This window comes from Niveispirillum fermenti (genome assembly GCF_052474395.1).
In genome coordinates, this window is record NZ_CP156681.1 from 1016210 (window position 1) to 1035386 (window position 19177).

Consider the following 19177-nt stretch of genomic DNA (forward strand, 5'->3'; position numbering starts at 1 on the left):
GGGCGGGCGCTGCCCGGCCAGCCCCTCACCCGCCCGTCAGCGGCCCGTGAGGCTGCGCAACAGGTTGCCGATCGGGTCGCTGCCCTCCTCGTTGGCGGCGGCCGGCGGGGCCGTTTCCGGGCCTGCCGGTGCGGCATCCGGCAGGCTCAGCCCGTCGGCCGTCTGGACATCGCTTTCGGCCGGTGGCGCATGGCTGGATGCGGGGCTTGATGCGGGGTCCGGTGCCTGGCGGCCCAGGCCGGGCAGGTCGCGCGGCGGCAGGCCCTGGTGCGCCTCCGCCATGATGGCCTGCCACAGGCGGGCCGGCAGGCCGCCGCCCGTCACCTTCTTCATGGGCGCGCCGTCATCATTGCCCAGCCAGACGCCGCCGACCAGATCGGCGGTATAGCCGATGAACCAGGCGTCCTTGTAATCCTGGGTCGTGCCGGTCTTGCCCACCACGGGCCGGTCCAGTTGTGCTGCCTTGCCCGTGCCATAGGTGACGGGGCCGGCCAGCAGGCGGTTCATCGCCTCCACATGCGGGGCGGCGACGGCGAATCCGGCGCTGGACCCGTGGCGCTGGTAAAGGATGTTGCCGCTCGTGTCGCGGATCTCCAGGATACCGTAAGGGATCACGCCCTCCCCGGCATTGGCGATGGTGGCATAGGCGCCGGTCAGGTCCAGCAGGGTCACCTCCGACGTACCCAGGGCCAGCGACAGGTCGCGGCGCATGGGCGTGGTCAGGCCCGTGCGCCGGGCGGCGTGGCGCACATTGTCGATGCCCACGCTTTCCATCAGCCGGATCGTGGCCGTGTTCAGCGAATGGGCCAGCGCGTCGCGCAGCGTGACCTGTCCGCGGAACCGTCCGTCATAATTGCCGGGCGTCCACCGGGCCTTGCGGTACGGGGCGTCCAGAACGGTGCTGTATTCCCCCCACCCTTCCTCCAGCGCCGCCAGATAGACGAAGGGCTTGAAGGCCGAACCCGGCTGGCGCAGTGCCTGCGTGGCGCGGTTGAACTCACTGTTGGCGTAATCCCGGCCGCCGATCATGGCGCGTACCGCGCCGTCGGGCGTCATGACCAGGGCGGCCGCCTGGCCCACCTTGGCCTCGGCACCAGGCCCGGCCAGCATCTCCGTCACCTTCTGCTGGGCGATGCGCTGCATGCCGCCGTCGAAGGTGGTGTGGACGACAAGGTCGCCATGGTCGGCCCCCACGAAGGCCGGCAACTGGTCCGCCACCCAGGCCGCGAAATAGCGGCCGTCGCCGTCGGCCTGCTCGGTCCGGGCCGGGGCCTGCGGCGGGGTCATGGCGGCATCCAGTTGGGCCTGGGTGATATAGCCTTCGTCCAGCATGGCACGCAGCACCACGCCCATGCGCTGGGTGGCCCGATTCAGGCTGGCGGTGGGGGCATAGCGCGACGGCGCCTTCAGCAGACCGACGATGATGGCCGATTCGCGCAGGCTGAGATCACGGGCCGACTTGTTGAAATAGGTGCGGGCCGCCGCGTCGACGCCGAAGGTGCCGGCCCCCAGATAGACCCGGTTCAGATAGGCGGTGAGGATCTGCTCCTTGCTGTAGGTCGCTTCGAGCTGGATGGCCAGCAACGCTTCCTGCGCCTTGCGCTTGAAGGTCTGGTCGGGGGTCAGGAACAGGTTCTTGGCCAATTGCTGGGTTAGGGTGGACCCGCCCTGGACCGTGCGCCCGGCCTTGTGGTTGGTATAGGCCGCGCGTGCGATGCCGATGGGGTCGACGCCGAAATGGCTCCAGAACCGCCGGTCTTCCGTGGCGATCAGGGCATCCACGAAATGTCGCGGCAATTCCCCGACATCCAGCGTTTCCCCGCGCAGGTCGCCCAGCCGCTGGAACGCGGTGCCATCCATGGCCACCAGCGTGATGGCCGGCCGGCGGGCCGCGGCGGCCACTTCCGATATGCTGGGCATGTCATGGGCGACATAGGCAACGATGCCGGCCACGACGATCACGCTCCAGATACCCAGGACGGTGATCCCCGTCAGGAAGCGCTTTCCCCAGGACTTGCGGGGCTGCGACCGGCGCGAACCCTTGCCGCCGCCGGGTGGGGATGGGGGCGGGGGGGCTGCCCCCCGTCCGCCACCACCGGGCCCCGAACCGCCCGGAGGCGGTCCGGGTGGCCGCCTTTTCGGCGGCGGTCCGGGGGGGGTGAAACGGGGCGGTGCGCTCAGCGTTGTCAAGGAACGGGTCCCCAGGGGGCATTTTCGGATGATGGTGGCCAGGATAGGCTTCCGGCGGCCGCCCGGACAAGCTGATGCACCCCCATTGCGGCGATTTCTGGGACGAAAGCGGGGAATGATTGCGGGCCGGCGCGCGCCTGTCGTCGCCTGTTGTCGCCTATGCCGCATCCGGCTGCTGTGCCGGTGCCGCCACCTGGAAGGCTTCCAGTGTCTGGCAATGCGCGTCGATGGCAACCAGCGTCGGATAGGGGGCAAGGTCGATGTTGAAACGGCGGGCATTGAACATCTGCGGCACCAGGCACAGATCGGCCAGGCCCGGTGCCCCGCCCAGGCAGAAATCCGGCCCCTCCGCCATCTGTTCCAGCGCCTGGAAGCCCTCGGCGATCCAGTGCGCAATCCAGGCGTTGACAGCCTCTTCCCCCTGGTCCAGCGGACCCCGCAGATAGGACAGGACCCGCAGATTGTTCAGCGGATGGATGTCGCAGGCCACCGTCAGGGCCATGGCCCTGGCCCGGGCCCGTGCCACGGGCCCGGCCGGCAGCAGGGCAGGGGTGGGATGCGTTTCTTCCAGATATTCCAGGATGGCCAGCGATTGCGGGATCACGGTGTCGCCATCCACCAGGGTCGGCACCAGCCCGATCGGGTTCAGCGCCCGATAGGCCGGGGCCTTCTGCTGCCCGCCATCCTTCAGGAGATGGACGGGGACCGCATCCCAGGCGATGCCCTTCAGCGCCAGGGCGATGCGCACCCGGTAGGCGGCAGACGAACGGAAATAGGTATGAAGCTGCATGGCTGTGGTATCACCGGTCGGGGATTGATGGGGAGGCAGGGCCATGGGCCGTCCATTGGTGGGCAGGATCGCCCTTGTCACGGGGGCATCGCGCGGCATCGGGGCCGCCATCGCCGACAGGCTGGCACGCGACGGCGCCGATGTCGCGCTGCATTACGGGTCGCACCGCCAGACGGCGGAAGAACTGGCCGGGCACTGCCGCGTGCAGCATGGCGTGCGGGCCGTGGCGTTGCAGGCGGATCTGGCCGACCTGTCCGATGCCGGCGGGGCGGTGGCCCTGTTCGGCGCGGCGGCGGCGGCGCTGGGCGTGCCGCACATCCTGGTCAACAATGCCGGCACGGGCCGTTTCGCCGCCATCGCCGACATCACGGCGGAAGAACTGGCCCAGGTGCTGGCCGTGAATGCCGCCGCACCGCTGCTGATGGCGCGGGAGGCGGCGCGGGCCATGCAGCCGGGCGGGCGGATCATCAATATCGGCAGCGTCATCACCGACATGCCCGTGGGGCTGCGCGCCGTCTATGCCGCGTCCAAGGGGGCGGTGCATGCCATGACGGGGGTGCTGGCGCAGGAACTGGGCCCGCGCGGCATCACCATCAATACGGTCGCCCCCGGCGTGACGGCCACCGACCGGTTCAAGTCGGGCGACCGATCGCGTGCCGACGAGATCGTGCGGCGCACGGCCCTGGGCCGCATCGGGGAACCCGAAGATATTGCCGCCATCGTCGCCTTTCTGGCCGGCCCCGACGCGGCCTGGATCACGGGCGAGGTGATCCGGGCCAGCGGCGGGCTGCGCGGGCTGTAGGGCGGGGGCGGTGGCCGGGGCCGGCGATGATCCCATGGGCCCGGCTTCCCCCGTCCGCCTCTCTCAGGCGCCCTCGTACCGGCGGACCTCCTGGTCGATGGCGCCGAAGACGGAGCGGCCGCGCCCATCCCTCATCTCGATCCGCACGCGGTCGCCGAAGCGCAGGAAGGGGGTGCTGGGCTTGCCGTCGCGGATGGTCTCGATCGTGCGGATTTCCGCAATGCAGCTATAGCCCAGGCCACCTTCCGACACGGGGCGGCCGGGCCCGCCATCGGCATCCTTGTTGGACACGGTGCCCGACCCGATGATGGTGCCGGCCGATAGCGGCCGGGTTTTGGCCGCGTGCGCGATCAGGGTGGGGAAATCGAAGGTCATGTCCACGCCGGCATCGGGCTTGCCGAAGGGCTGGCCGTTGATGGAAGACAGAAGCGGCAGATGCAGCCTGCCGCCGTCCCAGGCGTCGCCCAGGCTGTCGGGCGTGACGGCCACCGGGCTGAAGGCGCTGCTGGGCTTGGACTGGAAGAAGCCGAAGCCCTTGGCCAACTCGTTCGGGATCAGGCCCCGCAGCGAGACATCGTTGACCAGCATGACCAGCCGGATATGCGCCTTCGCCTGTTCCGGCGTCACGCCCATGGGCACGTCGCCGGTGATCACGGCGACCTCTCCTTCCAGGTCGATGCCATAGGCTTCGTCCGCCATCAGGATCGGATCGTGCGGGGCCAGGAAGCTGTCCGACCCGCCCTGATACATCAGGGGGTCGGTCCAGAAGCTGGGCGGCATCTCGGCGTTGCGCGCCTTGCGCACCAGTTCCACATGGTTCACATAGGCCGACCCGTCGGCCCATTGATAGGCCCGCGGCAGGGGGCTGGCGCATTCCGTCTCGTCGAACGGCTGGCTGTCGATCCCGCCGGTATTCAGCCTGTCCGCCACGGCCTTCAGGGCCGGGGCCACGCTGTCCCAATGGTCCAGCGCCTGTTGCAGGGTCAGCGCGATGTCGGGCACGGGCGCGCAGCGGGACAGATCGTCGGACACCAGGACGAGACGGCCATCACGGCCCTGTTGCAGGGAGGCGAGTTTCATGAAGGAGGCTCCGGCTCGGGGAAATTCTGTGGTGGCGAACGGCTAAGCAGGAACCTGCTGGCTCTACGGCTGCTGCCGCGCCGTTCGTCCGGCGTAGCCCAAGCCAACGGATGTTGGCATCGGCGATGGAGGGCGGTGATCAGAACCTGGTTGGTTCTGATCACCGCAGAACGGTGTCACGGCTTCACCCGCCAACTGTCGGCATAGGCGGGGTTCTCCACGCCGGCGGGCAGGTCCGCCACCTCCAGCGCGTCGCGGGTGTCGACCATGACCGCATATTCGTCGGTCGCGGGCTTGGTCTGCACCAGCATCTTGCCCAGCGCCTTGGGATGCGGCCCGTGGGTGAAGCCCGACGGGTGGAAGGTCATCATGCCGGCCTTGATATTGTCGCGGCTGAAGAAATCGCCGGCATGGTAGAACAGCACCTCGTCATAATCGTCGTTATTGTGGAAGAACGGGATCTTGATGGCGCCCTCATCCGTCTCGAACGGGCGGGGGGCGAAGGTGCAGACGACGAAACGGTTGGCGACGAAGGTGGTATGGGCGCTGGGCGGCAGGTGGTAGCGATGGCTCATCAGCGGCCGCACATCCTTCACATTCAGGCGCACGGGCGCCAGATCACCCTTCCAGCCCACGGCGTCCAGCGGGTTGAACGGATAGGTCACCGTGCTGATCGCCCCGCGCCGCTTCACCAGCACGCGCCAGGACCCGTCAGGCGCCCCGCCGGGGCCGTTATCGGCCTGCTGGTCCCGGAAGGCCGCGTCGATCGTCGGCGTGTCCAGCATGGCCGGGTCGAAGATTGCATGCGGGCCGACGATGCCGCGATCGGGCAACTGATAGGTTGATCCCGTCGCCTCGATCAGCAGGGCCGTGACGGGCCGGGTGGGGGACAGGCGCCACATGGTGCCGCGCGGCAGCACGACATAGTCACCGGCCTTGATGGTCAGGTGGCCGTAGTCGCAGTACAGCTCCCCCTCGCCCTCATGCACGAAGATCAGGTCGTCGCCGTCGCCATTGCGGGCCAGATGGTCCATCGGGGCATCGCAGCGCCACATGCGCATGCGGCAATGGGCGTTGAACAGCACCTCCTTCGCCGCCCAGGGCCCGGCCGAGAAGCCCTCCACCAACTGGTTCAGGTCGAAGGCGCGGGGGCGTAGCGGACCCTCCCAGCTTGTCCAGCCCGTGGGGGCGTTGCGGTGGTACATGTGCGTGGCGGGGCCGAAGAAACCCTCCCGGCCCAGTTCCCGTTCATAGGTGCCGGGCGGCAGGTCGGCATGGGCCTGGCGCGAGGCTGTGCCCTCGACCCTGGGAAAGGAGATATACCGACGCATGGGGGCTGCTCCCGGCTGGCTTGTCAGGTAATTCGTTTCAATTGAAACGAATATGGCGGATCACAGACCCTCTTGCAAGTCCGTATCGGGCAGGTCACCCTTGACCCATGCTCGATCTCGACGATTTCCTGCCCTATCGCCTGAATGTCCTGGCCAAGCGCGTCAGCCGTGAACTGGCGCGCCGGTACGAGGAGCAATTCGGCATCTCCATCCCCGAATGGCGGGTGATGGCCATCCTGGGGCGTGAACAGCCCCTGTCCTCCAACGACATTGTCGAGCGGTCGGCCATGGACAAGGCCAAGGTCAGCCGCGCCGTCACGGCGCTGGTGGAGGCCGGCCTGCTGTCGCGCAGCACGCACCCGTCCGACCAGCGTCTGCTGCGCCTGTCCTTCACGCCGGCGGGCCGCGCGCTCTATGAGCGTATCGCGCCGCTGGCGCTGGAATGGCAGCGGCGCTGGCTGGACTGCCTGGATGAAGGGGAACTGGCCCAGTTCAAGTCCCTCTCCGCCAAGCTGGAGGAACGGCTGGAACAATTGTCGCGCAGCATGGGCTAGAACCGGCGGCCCCGGTCGGCCCGGCGGGCCAAGGGGGTGAAAATTGTCGCCATTGTCCCGGTTACAGGGTTGTTTCCGATCCGCATTGAATGCTTAACTGTTTGACATGAAAAGGGGCCGGTATCGGATAGCCGGTCACGTAAAACAGGGGATCGTAGAAATGAACCTTCGCCTGCACGGTGCGGCCGCCCTGGCGGCATGCCTTGCCTTCATCGCAAGCCCGGCACAGGCCGGGCCGACGCTGGACGCCGTGAAGGCAAGGGGACAAGTGGTCTGCGGCGTGAACAGCGGCCTGCCGGGCTTCAGCAGCCCCGACAGCCAGGGCCGCTGGACGGGGCTGGACGTGGATATCTGCAAGGCGGTCGCCGCCGCCGTCCTGAACGACCCGAACAAGGTCCGCTATATTCCGCTGTCGGCGCAACAGCGGCTGACCGCCCTGCAATCGGGCGAGATCGACGTGCTGTCGCGCAACACCACCTGGTCGCTGACCCGCGATGCCCAGGGGCTGGATTTCGGCCCCGTGGTCTATTACGACGGCCAGGGCCTGATGGTGGCCAAAAGCCTGGGCGTGACCAGCGCCAAGCAGTTGGACGGGGCCACGGTCTGCGTGCAGCCCGGCACCACCACCGAACTGAACCTTGCGGACTGGTTCCGTGCCAACAATCTTTCCTTCCGGCCCGTCGTGATCGAGGCGCTGGACGAGGTGAATGCCGCCTTCTTCTCCGGCCGCTGCGATGTGCTGACCACGGATATTTCCGGTCTGGCGGGCGTGCGCGCCTCTGTGGCGCCCAAGCCCGACGATTTCGTGATCCTGCCGGAAATCATGTCGAAGGAGCCGCTGGCCCCCGTCGTCCGCCATGGCGACAACCAGTGGGCGGACATCGTGCGCTGGAGCGTCTTTGCCCTGATCGAGGCGGAGGAGAAGGGCATCACCCAGGCCAATATCGATACCAAGCTGCAGGACACCGACCCCACGGTGCAGCGCATCCTGGGCGTCCAGGGCGATCTGGGCCCGGCGCTGGGCCTGGACAAGCAATGGGCCTATCGCGCCATCAAGGCCGTCGGCAATTATGGCGAGGTTTTCGAACGCAATGTCGGCAAGTCGACGCCGCTGAAGCTGGAGCGGGGTCTGAACGCGCTCTGGACAAATGGCGGCCTGATGTACGCCCCGCCCATCCGCTGACCGGCCGGCCTCCATCCCCATGACGGACCGCCAAGCGCCCGCCACGATCAAGGCCGCCGCCCCGCCCGGGCAGGCGGCCTTTCACCTGTCCATCAACAATCCCCTCGTCCGTGCCATCCTGTGGCAGGTCGTTGCGGCCTTCCTGGTCGCGCTGGCCGCCTGGTATCTGGTCGGCAACACGATGGACAACCTCGCCCGGCTGTCCATCTCCTCCGGTTTCGGCTTCCTGGAGCGGGAGGCGGGGTTCCAGATCGGTGAAAGCCCGGTCGCCTTCGGCCCGCAGGACAATTACGCCCGCGCCTTCCTGGTCGGGCTGCTGAATACGCTGAAAGTGTCGGGCATCGGTATCGTCCTGGCCACCATCCTTGGGGTGGCGCTGGGCATCGCGCGCCTGTCGGACAACTGGCTGGTGGCCCGCTTCGCCACCTTCTATGTCGAGACGATCCGCAACCTTCCCCTGCTGCTTCAGCTTTTCCTGTGGTACGGCCTGCTGACCGAGGGGCTGCCGGGACCGCGCCAGGCGCTGGAGCCGCTGCCGGGTGTCTTCCTGTCCAACCGCGGGCTGAAACTGCCCGCCCCGGCCGATGATCCGGTCTGGGCCTGGGTGGCCGCCGCGTTCGGCCTGGGCGTCATCCTGACGCTGGTCATTTCCGCCTGGAACACCCGGCGTCAGGCCCGGACGGGCCGGCGTTTCCACATGCTGCCTGTCGGCCTGGGCTTGGTCATCGGCATGCCGGGCCTGATCCTGCTGGCGCATGGCGGCGGCGCCATCGACGTTCCCGTGCTCCAGGGCTTCAATTTCCGGGGCGGCATGACGCTGACACCGGAATTCGCGGCCCTGCTGTTCGGCCTGGTCATCTACACGGCCGCCTTCATCGGCGAGATCGTGCGCAGCGGCATCCTGGCCGTACACAGGGGGCAGACGGAGGCGGCGACGGCGCTGGGCCTGACACGGGGGCAGGTGCTGCGGCTCGTCGTGCTGCCGCAGGCGCTGCGCGTCATCATCCCGCCCACGACCAGCCAGTATCTGAACCTGACCAAGAACAGCTCGCTGGCTGTTGCCATCGGCTTTCCGGACTTCGTGTCCATCGCCAACACCACCATCAACCAGACGGGCCAGGCGGTGGAAGGGGTGCTGTCGATCATGGCGGCCTATCTGGTCATCAGCCTCAGCCTGTCGCTGCTGATGAACTGGTACAACCGCCGCGTGGCGCTGGTGGAGCGGTAGGATGAGCGCCATGGAAACCGAAACCGTTCAGCGCGCCGCCCCCGAACGCCCCCGCCAGGGGCCGGTCGGCTGGATGCGTGCCAACCTGTTTTCCACCTGGTACAACAGCTTGCTGACGCTGCTGATCCTCTATCTGCTGTTCAGGCTGGTGCCCGGCGTGATCGACTGGCTGCTGGTCAGCGCTACATGGGATGGCGACGCCGCCGCCTGCCGCGCCGCCGGCGGCGCCTGCTGGGCCTTCCTGGCGGAGAAATGGCGCTTCATCCTGTTCGGGACCTTCCCCGATGACCAGCACTGGCGGCCGACGCTGGCCATGCTGTCCATCATCGGCATGCTGGTCGTCTCGGCCGACCGCCGGGTCTGGGGCCGGCCGCTGGTCTTCATCTGGGCCGGTGGCATGGGGTTTGCCGCGCTGATGATGTTCGGCGGGGTGCTGGGGCTGGATTTCGTGCCGACCTCGCTATGGGGCGGTCTGCCGCTGACGCTGGCCCTGTCCGTCGTGGGGCTGGCGGCCAGCTTCCCGCTGGGGGTGCTGCTGGCCCTTGGCCGCACGTCGGAACTGCCCGTGCTGCGTGCCCTGTCGGTGGTCTATATCGAGCTGATCCGCGGCGTGCCGCTGATCTCCATCCTGTTCATGGCGTCGGTGATGCTGCCGCTGTTCCTGCCGGCCGGGGTGTCGATCGACAAGCTGCTGCGCGCCCAGATCGGCATCATCCTGTTCGCCGCCGCCTATGTGGCGGAGGTGGTGCGCGGCGGCCTGCAGGCCATCCCCAAGGGACAGGTGGAGGCGGCGAAGGCACTGGGCCTCGGCTACTGGCAGCGCCAGCGGCTGATCGTGCTGCCCCAGGCGCTGGCGCTGGTCATCCCCCCGCTGGTCAACAGCTTCATCGCCACCTTCAAGGATACGAGCCTGGTCATCGTCATCGGCCTGCTGGACCTGCTGTCCACGGCCAAATCGGCGCTGACCGATCCGGCCTGGCGCGGCTTCTACAAGGAAGCGTACCTGTTCGTCGGCCTCATCTACCTGCTGTTCTGCTACGCGCTGTCCCGCTACAGCCGGTATCTGGAAACCGTCCTCGGGCAGGGGAGGCGGCGGTGACGCGCGATCATCACGACGCCATGACCGCCCGCGCCCCCGACACGGAGTTGAGCGAATGACCACCGAGCCCATCATCGAACTGCGCGGCGTCAACAAATGGTACGGCGCCTTCCATGTGCTGCGCGATGTCAGCCTGTCCGTGGAAAAGGGGGAGCGGATCGTCATCTGCGGCCCGTCGGGGTCGGGCAAGTCCACGATGATCCGCTGCGTCAACCGGCTGGAGGAACACCAGGCGGGAGAGATCATCGTGAAGGGCGTGCCGCTGGACGACGACGTGCGGCACGTGGAAAGCATCCGCCGCGACGTTGGCATGGTGTTCCAGCAGTTCAATCTGTTCCCGCACCTGACGGTGCTGGAGAATTGCGCCCTGGCGCCCATGTGGGTGAAGAAGATGCCGCGTGCGCAGGCAGAGGCCAAGGCCCTGCAATTGCTGGAGCGGGTGCGCATTCCCGATCAGGCGGCCAAGTTTCCGGGCCAGCTTTCCGGCGGGCAGCAGCAGCGCGTGGCCATCGCCCGCGCCCTGTGCATGGACCCGTCCATCATGCTGTTCGACGAACCGACCAGCGCGCTGGACCCGGAGATGGTCAAGGAAGTGCTGGACGTGATGACCGACCTGGCCGAAGGCGGCATGACCATGCTGGTCGTGACGCACGAGATGGGATTCGCCCGGCGCATGGCCGACCGTGTGGTCTTCATGGATCGGGGGGAGATCGTGGAGATGGCGCCGCCCGAACAGTTCTTCGACAACCCGCAGAGCGAGCGCACCCGCGCCTTCCTGGGCCAGGTGCTGAGCCATTGATGAAATGACCGGCCGGCCTTTGCCCCCTGCGGGCTGTTGCCGGCCGCGGGGGTCATCGCCCGTCGGCCAGGACAGGGCCATCCGCGTGCCGGGCAAAGGCCATGCGCAGGACCTGCTTCAGCGGCTCCCAGGACACCAGCGCCTCGCATTCCTCCAGGCCGGCCCAGCGCGCGTCCAGCGCATCGTCGCCGGCCACGGGTTCGCCCGCCTGCCAGTCGGCCTCCACATCCACGATGGTGTAATGGAACAGCAGGGCGCCGGCGGCGTCATGCACGATATTGTCCACGGCGGTCAGGATGGACCGGGCGCGGGCCGTGACGCCCGTTTCCTCCAGCACCTCGCGTTCCGCCGCCTGGAACAGCGTTTCCCCCAGTTCCTGGCTGCCGCCGGGCAGTGACCATTCGCCATGGCCCGGCGGCTTGCCCCGCCGGATCAGCAGCACGCGCGCCTGTTTCCAGACCAGGCAGCCGACGCCGACGCGGGGATGGGTCAGGAGGGCGACGGACATGGCAATTCCCTGCGGGATGGTCGGATGATGAGGCGTTGACCCGCATCAAGGCGGCGGGCCGGCACCGATCCTATCCTGATGCCGCCTGCCGGACGGAGGGGATTTGCGACATGGCGACCATCCCCTGATCCATGCCCGCCCGATACCGGGAACGGCCACCTGCCGGACGGGCAATCCGGCGCTGACGGCCATCGGGCTGGACATGGGGGAACGGATGCGTCACGACTATGTCATAACGGATGCTGCATCAAAAACAGGCAGCCATGGGGGAGGAAGCATTGACCGCCAGCCTGACCGAACAGGTCGAGGCGCTTCGGCGTCTGCCCCTGTTCGCGGGGATCGAACTGTCCAAGCTGAAGCTGCTGGCCTTCACCGGCGAGCAGCAGTGCTTTCCTGACGGCACCACGCTGTTCCGTCAGGACGAGCCGTCGGATGCGGCCCATGTCATCCTGTGCGGCCGGGTCGATCTTTTGCTGCACGGGGCTGGCGGCGCCGTCCATCGGATCAGCCATGACGGGTCCGGCATCATCGGAGAGGTGGGTATCCTGTGCGGCCGGCCGCGCATGGCGACGGCCCTGGCCGTGGGCGATGTCATCACGCTGCGCATCGAGCGGGAGGCGTTTTTCCGGCTGATGGACGAGTTCCCGCAAATGGCCGTGCCCATGCTGCGCGATCTGGCGCTGCGCCTGGAATTCACGACGCGGGAATTGAGCAGGGCCAATAGCCTATGACCCCTTGCCCTCCCCCTCATCCGACCGGATGACTATCGGTATCCGGCCTAGTTTGGCATAAGAATGGGACTGCGAACGACCATTGGAAGCCTGAACCATGGCCCGTCTGACACGCCTTCTGCCCCGCCTTGCGCCCGTCATGCTGCCCCTGTGGCTGGCCGCCTGCTCCACGAATCCGGTCACCGGCGACCGGCAGTTCACGGCCCTGATGCCCCCCGAACAGGAAGCCGCCATCGGTGCCCAGCAGCATCCCGAAATGCTGAAGGAATTCGGTGGCCGGTACGAGGATGCGAAGCTTCAGGCCTATGTGGACCGGCTGGGACAGCAACTGGCGGCCAGGACCGAGGTGCCGGGCACGCGCTACACCTTCACGGTGCTGGACAGCCCCATCGTCAACGCCTTCGCCCTGCCCGGCGGCTATGTCTATGTCAGCCGCGGCTTGATGGCCCTGGCCAACAGTGAGGCGGAACTGGCCGGCGTGGTCGGCCACGAGATCGGGCACGTCACGGCCCGCCATTCGGCCGACCGCTATGGCCGCGGCGTGCTGGCCCAGGGCGGGGCGCTGCTGGCCGGCATCCTGCTGGGCCAGCAGGCGGGTCAGGTCGCCCAGTCCGGGGCACAGGTCGCCCTGGCCGGTTTCAGCCGCAGCCAGGAGCTGCAGGCCGATAATCTGGGCATCCGCTACATGACGGCTGCGGGCTACGACCCGCGTGAGATGGCGGGCTTCCTGTCTTCCATGGGCCGCCATGCCCAGTTGGAGGCGCTGCTGGCCGGCCAGCCGGGCCGGGCCGACCAGTTCAGCTATCTCCAGACCCATCCGCCCACGGGCGACCGCGCCGAGCGGGCCACGGCCGCCGCCGCCCAGATGGGCGGCGCCAACCTGCTGGTGCGCCAGAGCGAATATATGCAGGCCATCGATGGCATGATCTATGGCGACAGCGCCCAGAACGGCTTCGTGCGGGGGCGGGTCTTCGCCCATCCCGGCATGGATTTCCGGTTCGAGGTGCCGGACGGCTTCCGCCTGCTGAACAGCGACCAGGCGGTGATCGGGCTGGGGCCGGAAGGATCGCAGATCGTCTATTCCCAGGGCCAGGCCGATGGCGCCTACAGCGCTGCCGATTATATCGCCAATGCCTGGGCCAAGGGTGTGCAGCTGGGCGAGTTGCGGTCCCTGACCATCGGCGGGCTGCCCGCCGCCACGGCCGTGACGCAATTGTCGGGACAGTCCGGCCCCGCCTTTGCCCGTCTGGTCGCCATTTCGGCGGGAACGGCCGGGCGCTACCACCGGTTCCTGCTGTCCAGCCCGCCGGCCCTGGCCAGCCGGCTTGATCCCGGCTTCCTGGACACGGCCAACAGCTTCCGCCGCCTGACCGCGGCGGAGAAGGCGGGCCTGAAGCCCTACCGGATCAAGGTCGTGCAGGTGAAGCAGGGCGAGCGGGTGGCCGATTTCGTGGCCCGCATGCCGCTGAAGGACCATGCGGACGAACGGTTCCGCGTCCTGAACAACATTCCGCCCGGCACGGAGCCCCGGCCCGGCGTGTGGGTGAAGACCATTGTCGAAGGGTAGGACGGGGCCGGCAGTTGCCGGCCTTCGCCCTCTCCTGTACCGTCCGCGGCCATGAAGACCCTTCTTCCCCTTCCGCGATGCGAGGAGACGACGGCGTGCAAAGGCCGCTGGCGTCTGCCGATCACCGCCGTCATGACGCTGGGCTTCGGCGGGCTGATGCTGGCCGCCGTGGCCAGCGTCTTTCTGCTGGGGGTGCAGACATCGGGCCGCAACACCTATAACCTGCTGAACGACAAGGCCGAACTGGCCATGAACATGGCCGAGGCGCGGGTGCGGGCCCAGTTGGACCCGGCCCAGGCCCAGGTGGATTACCTCACCTCGATCCTCAGCACGGGCGAGATGTCGATCGACGACACCGACCGGATCGAGGCGCTGCTGCGCGGTGCCCTGGCCTCCACGCCGCAGGTCGCCGGCATCGGCGTCCTGCGGGCCGATGACCACCAGTTGCTGGGGGCGGCCCGCGTCGGGGACACCGAATCGGCCTTCGACATGGACAAGGTGAAGGATGCGCCCGTCATCCTGGCCGATGTGCTGCGGACCGGCTCGGCCCATTGGCTGGACCCGGTCTGGGCCGACGAGATCGAAACGACGGTCATGCCGGTGCAAGGGCCTCTGCGCCGGGACGGGCAGTTCCTGGGGGCCGTGATGTCGGCCGTGGGCTTCAACGGCCTGTCGCGCTTCCTGCGCGATACGGACAAGGATATGGGCCTGTTCAGCTTCATCCTGTTCGATGACCGCTATGTGCTGGCCCATCCGGCGCTGGCGGAAAGGCGGTTCGATTTCGCCGCGGTGGAGAACCGGCCGCCCCTGCCCACGCTGGAGGAGGTGGGGGACCCGATCGTCTCGGCCATCTGGTCCGTCGTGGGGCCCGACGGGATCGGCACGCCCCTGGCCAAGTGGAATGCCGGCAAGAAGGTTGAAACCCGCATCAGCGAACGCCGCGCGGACCTGCATTTCCGCCAGGCCAAGGTGGACGGGGTCAATTATTTCTACCTGCTTCGCTCCATCTCCGATTATGGCGAGCATCCCTTCACGCTGGTCGTCGCCATGCGGGAAGAGGATATGGACAGCGAGATCGACCGGTTCCAGCACCTGCTGGTCGTGGGTTTCGTCATCCTGATCGTCTCCGTGCTGGTGGCCATGGCCCTGGGCAAGATGATCAGCCGGCGCATCCGGCTGCTGTCGGGGGCCGCCGTGGCCCTGCGCGACCTGGATTTCGCCAATGTCCCGCGTCTGCCCGACAGCCGGTTCCGCGAGGTGGCGGACGCTGCCGCCGCCTTCAACGCCATGGTCAGCGGCCTGCGCTGGTTTGAGACCTATGTGCCCAAGTCGTTGGTGCTGCGCCTGATCCGCCGCGACGCGACCCAGGCCGAAATCCCGTCGGAGGAACGGGACGTGACCGTGCTGTTCACCGACATCAAGGGGTTCTCCGCCATGGCGGAGAAGATGTCGCCCCAGGATACGGCGGAATGGCTGAACCGCCATTTCACCCGCATCGCCGCCTGCATCGAGGCGGAGGGCGGCACCGTGGACAAGTTCATCGGTGACGCCGTCATGGCCTTCTGGGGCGCACCCGACGACCAGCCCGACCATGCCGCCCGCGCGCTGCGGGCCGCCCATGCCATCGCCCATGTCGTGGCGGAAGAAGCGGCCGAGGCGCAGGCAGCCGGCCGTCCGCCCGTCTGCCTGCGCGTGGGCGTGCATTCCGGCCCTGTCATCGTGGGCAATATCGGCGCTTCCACCCGCATCAACTACACCATCGTCGGCGACACGGTGAACACCGCCGCCCGGCTGGAAGCGCTGGGCGGGGAGATGATGGAGGACGAGTGCTATGTCGTGCTGGTCAGCGACGACACGGTGCGCGCCGCCGGCACCTGTGCCGTGGACATGCCGCTGACGGCGATCGGGGCCTTTTCCCTGCGTGGCAGGCGGGCCCTGGTCGATGTCTGGCGGCTGGTCGTGCCGGACGGGGAATAGGCGGCATCACCCGACGGGTCCGGCCGCCGCGCCATTGCGCGCTCGACTTCGCGGGGCCGACCCGTCACGCTGCCGGCGGTTTCCTTCCCCAACCAGTGCGAACCCCGGGGGGCCGTCCATGTCGCGCTGTCTTGCCCTGCTGCTGTTCTGCCTGGCCCTTGCCCTGCCGCCGGCGGCGGCGGAGACCGTATTGCGGCTGGGGAACGGTCCCGACAGCGAGAGCCTGGACCCGCACCGCGCCGTGGGCGCCGGCGACAGCCGTATCCTGACGGCCCTGTTCGAGGGGCTGCTGACCCCGGACGCGGCGGGCCGCATGGTGCCGGGGGCGGCGGAAAGCTGGACCGTGTCGGATGATGGCCTGACCTATACCTTCATCCTGCGTGCCGATGGGCGCTGGTCGGATGGCAGCCCCGTGACGGCTGCGGATTTCGTCTATTCCTGGCGCCGTGCCGTGGACCCCGCCACCCGGCCGCTGTTCGCGGATTTCCTTTATCCCGTGCTGAATGCGCAGGCGGTGGCCGCGGGGCGGATGCCGCCCGAAGCGCTGGGCGTGGCGGCCCTGGATATGCGCAGCTTCCAGGTGCGGCTGGCCGCGCCCAAGCCCAATTTCACCGATTATCTCTATCACCGGGCCACATATCCCGTGCATCCGCCCTCGGTGGCGGCGCATGGGGACGGGTTCGCGCGGGCCGGCCACCTGGTCTCCAACGGTCCCTACCGGCTGGACAGCCAGCGGCCGCAAAGCCATGTCGGCGTCGTGCGCAACCCGCATTTCCATGATGCGGCCTCTGTGGCCTTCGACAAGGTGTTGTTCTTCACCACGGAGGACGGCCAGGCCGAACTGCGCCGGTTCCGGGCAGGCGAACTGGACATCACCGAAACGGTGCCGCCCAGCCAGCTCGATTGGGTGCGGGCCCATCTGGGGGATGCGTTGCGGCTGGCCCCGCGCGCCGGCATCAATTTCATTGCCCCCAACATGCGGGTGGAGCCCTGGAAATCCAACCGGGCGCTGCGGCTGGCCCTGTCGCTGACCATCGACCGGGAGACGATTGCCGGGCGCATCCTGCGCGATGGCGACCCCGCCCACAGCTTTGTGCCGCCGGGCCTGCCCGACTATGACCCCGCCCTGCCCGTCCAGGCCGGGTGGACGCAAGGCGCACGCGACGCCCTGGCCCGGACCCTGTTCGCCCAGGCCGGCTACGGCCCGGACCGGCCGCTGACGGTCAATCTGCTCTACCCGACGGGGGAGATGAACAAGCAGATCGCCGTGGCCGTGGCGGCCCGCTGGCAGTCGGTGCTGGGCGTGCGCACGCAACTGGAGAACCAGGAATTCAAGGTGGTGATGGGCCGGGTACGCGACGGGTCCTATCCCGGTCTTGTCCTGCGGCAATGGTTCTGGGTTTTCCCGGAAAAATATCTGGAGATCCTGCGCACGCGCGAGCAGCATAACGGCAATGGCTATGCCAGCCCCGCCTTCGATGCCGCCATGGCGGCGGCCGATGCCGCGACGGACCGGGCCGGCATGGCCCGCGCGTTGCGCCGGGCCGAGGCGCTGATGCTGGATGACGCCGCCCTCATGCCCGTGCTGTTCGCCACCAGCCGGCATCTGGTTGCCCCCCGGATCGGGGGATGGGTGGATAATCTGCGCGACAGCCACCCCGTGCGCCATCTTGCACCGCAAGAAGTTGCAAAACCCTGAATTTTTCATGCAAAAACCGCTTAACCCATTGAGCTTTTGTCCGAATTCGGCGAGCCTGACAGGGTATGAACCGACGGACTGGGGGCAGGCGCATGGGCGCTGGTGGCTGGCGGTTGTGGGCGTCGGGGACTTTGCGCGCGGTGACGGACCTGTTCCTTCCCGCCGTGATGCGCCAACCCGGCTTTGACGAGAAGCAACTGCTGCGTGCCCGCGCCTTCATCCGCGTGACGCTGCTGATCCATGTCGGGCTGCTGGTGCTTTACGCCGTCTGGGCCGTCCGGCAGGGGCCGTTCGACCCCGTCAGCCTGGCCTGGGCCGGCTATGCCGCCATCCTGGGCGTCAATCTGGTGCTGGTGCGCCTGACGGGCCGGTTTCACGAGGTGACGATCGCCAACAACCTGGCCGGGCTTAGCCTGATCGCCATGCTTCTGCATTTCACGGGCGGCATCGCGTCGCCGCTGGTGCCGCTGTTCCTGATGGGGGTGGCAACGACGGGGAATTTCGGGGGCAACCGGGCCATCCTGGTCTTTTTCGCCGGCTTTATCGCCGTCATCGCCGGCACCTATGGCTGGCAGCTTTACACGGGCAGCCATGCCGATGATGTCCATAGCCGATTCGCTTTCCTGCTGACGGCCGTGGTGCTGCTGGTCCTGGCCAACCTGTCGTCGCAATCGGCCCGCACCAAGACGCGGCTGATGCTGCAACGGGCGCGTGATGCGGCCATCGACGGCCGTCGCAAGGCGGAGGAGGCCCGCGCCCAGGCGGAGCGCACGCTGGACGAGCTGCGCGCTGCCCAGGCCCAGATGATCCTGCAGGAGAAGATGGCCAGCCTGGGCGGCATGGTGGCCGGCGTCGCGCACGAGGTGAACACGCCCGTGGGCCTGGCGGTCACCGGTGCTTCGCAACTGAAGACGGAGACGGCGCGCATCATGGCGCTGGCGGCGGAAGGCAAGCTGCGGCGCAGCACCTTCGACGAGTATCTGACCGTGGTGGACGAGCTGGCCGGCCTGATCGAGAAGAATGCCGTGCGCGCGGCGGAACTGATCCAGTCCTTCAAGGAGGTGGCGGTGGACCAGTCGTCCGATGCGCGCCGCCCCTACGACCTGCGCGCCTATGTGGCGGAGGTGCTGGCCAGCCTGTCGCCGCGCGTGCGCCGGGCCGGGCACCGGGTGGAGATGGCGGTGCCCGAAGGCATCGAAATGGACGGCTATCCCGGCGCCATGGCGCAGATCGTCACCAATCTGGTCATCAATTCCATCATGCACGCCTATCCGGGCGAACGGGCCGGGGTGATGCGCCTGTCGGCCCGCCTGCTGGAGGATGGGCGGGTGGAGATGACCTATGGCGATGACGGCCAGGGCATTCCGCCCGATCTGTGGCCGCGCATCTTCGAACCCTTCTTCACGACACGGCGCGGCACGGGCGGGTCGGGGCTGGGGCTGCATCTTCTGTACAATATCGTGACGGTCCGCATGGGGGGAACGGTGCATGTCGGCGCCTCGCCGCAGGGCGGGGCGCTGTTCACCCTGGTCTTCCCCCGGGTTGCGCCGGGCAGCCGGTCAGCCCAACAGCAAGCGGCACCTGTTGTCCATCGGCCATGATGCAGCGCAATAATGCGGTTGTGGCGGGGCTGTCATGG

16 protein-coding genes are annotated in these 19177 nt (G+C 67.9%); 11 read left to right on the plus strand and 5 right to left on the minus strand.

Features of this window, described 5'->3' with window-relative positions:
• Positions 1–36: 36 nt before the first annotated feature.
• Both ABC728_RS16225 and maiA read right to left on the minus strand, forming a co-directional pair.
• The gene (locus ABC728_RS16225) at positions 37–1962 is read right to left on the minus strand and encodes a transglycosylase domain-containing protein (protein ID WP_445376609.1); all 1926 of its coding nucleotides are present in this window, start codon (positions 1960–1962) and stop codon (positions 37–39) included.
• Between the two features lie 385 nt (positions 1963–2347).
• Positions 2348–2980, minus strand: a complete 633-nt coding sequence (gene maiA, locus ABC728_RS16230; RefSeq protein ID WP_445376610.1) for a maleylacetoacetate isomerase — start codon at positions 2978–2980, stop codon at positions 2348–2350.
• A 43-nt stretch (positions 2981–3023) separates the two neighbouring features.
• Here maiA and ABC728_RS16235 point away from each other — a divergent pair, with 43 nt between their 5' ends.
• Positions 3024–3782: an SDR family oxidoreductase gene (locus tag ABC728_RS16235; protein WP_416619391.1), complete on the plus strand. Its 759-nt coding sequence runs from the start codon at positions 3024–3026 to the stop codon at positions 3780–3782.
• Between the two features lie 63 nt (positions 3783–3845).
• Here ABC728_RS16235 and ABC728_RS16240 read toward each other — a convergent pair whose 3' ends face one another.
• Both ABC728_RS16240 and ABC728_RS16245 read right to left on the minus strand, forming a co-directional pair.
• A complete protein-coding gene (locus tag ABC728_RS16240) occupies positions 3846–4862 on the minus strand; it encodes a fumarylacetoacetate hydrolase family protein (protein WP_416619392.1) in 1017 nt (338 codons plus the stop codon).
• 176 nt (positions 4863–5038) lie between these two features.
• Positions 5039–6193 carry a homogentisate 1,2-dioxygenase gene (locus tag ABC728_RS16245; RefSeq protein WP_416619393.1) on the minus strand — a complete coding sequence of 385 codons (1155 nt, stop codon included), beginning with the start codon at positions 6191–6193 and terminating at the stop codon, positions 5039–5041.
• A 107-nt stretch (positions 6194–6300) separates the two neighbouring features.
• Here ABC728_RS16245 and ABC728_RS16250 point away from each other — a divergent pair, with 107 nt between their 5' ends.
• The 5 genes from ABC728_RS16250 to ABC728_RS16270 all read left to right on the plus strand — a co-directional run bounded on the left by ABC728_RS16250 (position 6301) and on the right by ABC728_RS16270 (position 11056).
• On the plus strand, positions 6301–6747 hold the full coding sequence (locus tag ABC728_RS16250) for a MarR family winged helix-turn-helix transcriptional regulator (protein ID WP_416619394.1): 447 nt from the start codon (positions 6301–6303) through the stop codon (positions 6745–6747).
• 160 nt (positions 6748–6907) lie between these two features.
• On the plus strand, positions 6908–7930 hold the full coding sequence (locus tag ABC728_RS16255; RefSeq protein WP_416619395.1) for an amino acid ABC transporter substrate-binding protein: 1023 nt from the start codon (positions 6908–6910) through the stop codon (positions 7928–7930).
• A gap of 19 nt (positions 7931–7949) precedes the next feature.
• The gene (locus ABC728_RS16260; RefSeq protein WP_416619396.1) at positions 7950–9158 is read left to right on the plus strand and encodes an amino acid ABC transporter permease; all 1209 of its coding nucleotides are present in this window, start codon (positions 7950–7952) and stop codon (positions 9156–9158) included.
• A 10-nt stretch (positions 9159–9168) separates the two neighbouring features.
• Entirely contained in the window at positions 9169–10257 is a 1089-nt protein-coding gene (locus tag ABC728_RS16265) for an amino acid ABC transporter permease (protein ID WP_416619397.1), read from the plus strand.
• A 55-nt stretch (positions 10258–10312) separates the two neighbouring features.
• On the plus strand, positions 10313–11056 hold the full coding sequence (locus ABC728_RS16270; protein ID WP_416619398.1) for an amino acid ABC transporter ATP-binding protein: 744 nt from the start codon (positions 10313–10315) through the stop codon (positions 11054–11056).
• 52 nt (positions 11057–11108) lie between these two features.
• Here ABC728_RS16270 and ABC728_RS16275 read toward each other — a convergent pair whose 3' ends face one another.
• On the minus strand, positions 11109–11564 hold the full coding sequence (locus ABC728_RS16275) for an NUDIX hydrolase (RefSeq protein ID WP_416619399.1): 456 nt from the start codon (positions 11562–11564) through the stop codon (positions 11109–11111).
• Between the two features lie 239 nt (positions 11565–11803).
• Here ABC728_RS16275 and ABC728_RS16280 point away from each other — a divergent pair, with 239 nt between their 5' ends.
• The 5 genes from ABC728_RS16280 to ABC728_RS16300 all read left to right on the plus strand — a co-directional run bounded on the left by ABC728_RS16280 (position 11804) and on the right by ABC728_RS16300 (position 19139).
• Positions 11804–12295 carry a cyclic nucleotide-binding domain-containing protein gene (locus ABC728_RS16280; protein WP_416619400.1) on the plus strand — a complete coding sequence of 164 codons (492 nt, stop codon included), beginning with the start codon at positions 11804–11806 and terminating at the stop codon, positions 12293–12295.
• A 97-nt stretch (positions 12296–12392) separates the two neighbouring features.
• Entirely contained in the window at positions 12393–13862 is a 1470-nt protein-coding gene (locus ABC728_RS16285; RefSeq protein WP_416619401.1) for a M48 family metalloprotease, read from the plus strand.
• 51 nt (positions 13863–13913) lie between these two features.
• Complete coding sequence (locus tag ABC728_RS16290) at positions 13914–15839, plus strand: adenylate/guanylate cyclase domain-containing protein (protein ID WP_416619402.1); 1926 nt, start codon at positions 13914–13916, stop codon at positions 15837–15839.
• Positions 15840–15957: 118 nt separating this feature from the next.
• Entirely contained in the window at positions 15958–17538 is a 1581-nt protein-coding gene (locus ABC728_RS16295; RefSeq protein WP_416619403.1) for a peptide ABC transporter substrate-binding protein, read from the plus strand.
• A gap of 140 nt (positions 17539–17678) precedes the next feature.
• Positions 17679–19139: a sensor histidine kinase gene (locus ABC728_RS16300; RefSeq protein ID WP_416619404.1), complete on the plus strand. Its 1461-nt coding sequence runs from the start codon at positions 17679–17681 to the stop codon at positions 19137–19139.
• The last annotated feature ends 38 nt before the right edge of the window (positions 19140–19177 follow it).

What these genes read in the sequence shown, in the direction of transcription:
- maiA (WP_445376610.1), bottom strand. Translation starts at nt 2,980, where the DNA reads ATGCAGCTTCATACCTATTTCCGTTCGTCTGCCGCCTACCGGGTGCGC.
- ABC728_RS16235 (WP_416619391.1), top strand. Translation starts at nt 3,024, where the DNA reads ATGGGCCGTCCATTGGTGGGCAGGATCGCCCTTGTCACGGGGGCATCG.
- ABC728_RS16240 (WP_416619392.1), bottom strand. Translation starts at nt 4,862, where the DNA reads ATGAAACTCGCCTCCCTGCAACAGGGCCGTGATGGCCGTCTCGTCCTG.
- ABC728_RS16245 (WP_416619393.1), bottom strand. Translation starts at nt 6,193, where the DNA reads ATGCGTCGGTATATCTCCTTTCCCAGGGTCGAGGGCACAGCCTCGCGC.
- ABC728_RS16250 (WP_416619394.1), top strand. Translation starts at nt 6,301, where the DNA reads ATGCTCGATCTCGACGATTTCCTGCCCTATCGCCTGAATGTCCTGGCC.
- ABC728_RS16255 (WP_416619395.1), top strand. Translation starts at nt 6,908, where the DNA reads ATGAACCTTCGCCTGCACGGTGCGGCCGCCCTGGCGGCATGCCTTGCC.
- ABC728_RS16260 (WP_416619396.1), top strand. Translation starts at nt 7,950, where the DNA reads ATGACGGACCGCCAAGCGCCCGCCACGATCAAGGCCGCCGCCCCGCCC.
- ABC728_RS16265 (WP_416619397.1), top strand. Translation starts at nt 9,169, where the DNA reads ATGGAAACCGAAACCGTTCAGCGCGCCGCCCCCGAACGCCCCCGCCAG.
- ABC728_RS16270 (WP_416619398.1), top strand. Translation starts at nt 10,313, where the DNA reads ATGACCACCGAGCCCATCATCGAACTGCGCGGCGTCAACAAATGGTAC.
- ABC728_RS16275 (WP_416619399.1), bottom strand. Translation starts at nt 11,564, where the DNA reads ATGTCCGTCGCCCTCCTGACCCATCCCCGCGTCGGCGTCGGCTGCCTG.
- ABC728_RS16280 (WP_416619400.1), top strand. Translation starts at nt 11,804, where the DNA reads ATGCTGCATCAAAAACAGGCAGCCATGGGGGAGGAAGCATTGACCGCC.
- ABC728_RS16285 (WP_416619401.1), top strand. Translation starts at nt 12,393, where the DNA reads ATGGCCCGTCTGACACGCCTTCTGCCCCGCCTTGCGCCCGTCATGCTG.
- ABC728_RS16290 (WP_416619402.1), top strand. Translation starts at nt 13,914, where the DNA reads ATGAAGACCCTTCTTCCCCTTCCGCGATGCGAGGAGACGACGGCGTGC.
- ABC728_RS16295 (WP_416619403.1), top strand. Translation starts at nt 15,958, where the DNA reads ATGTCGCGCTGTCTTGCCCTGCTGCTGTTCTGCCTGGCCCTTGCCCTG.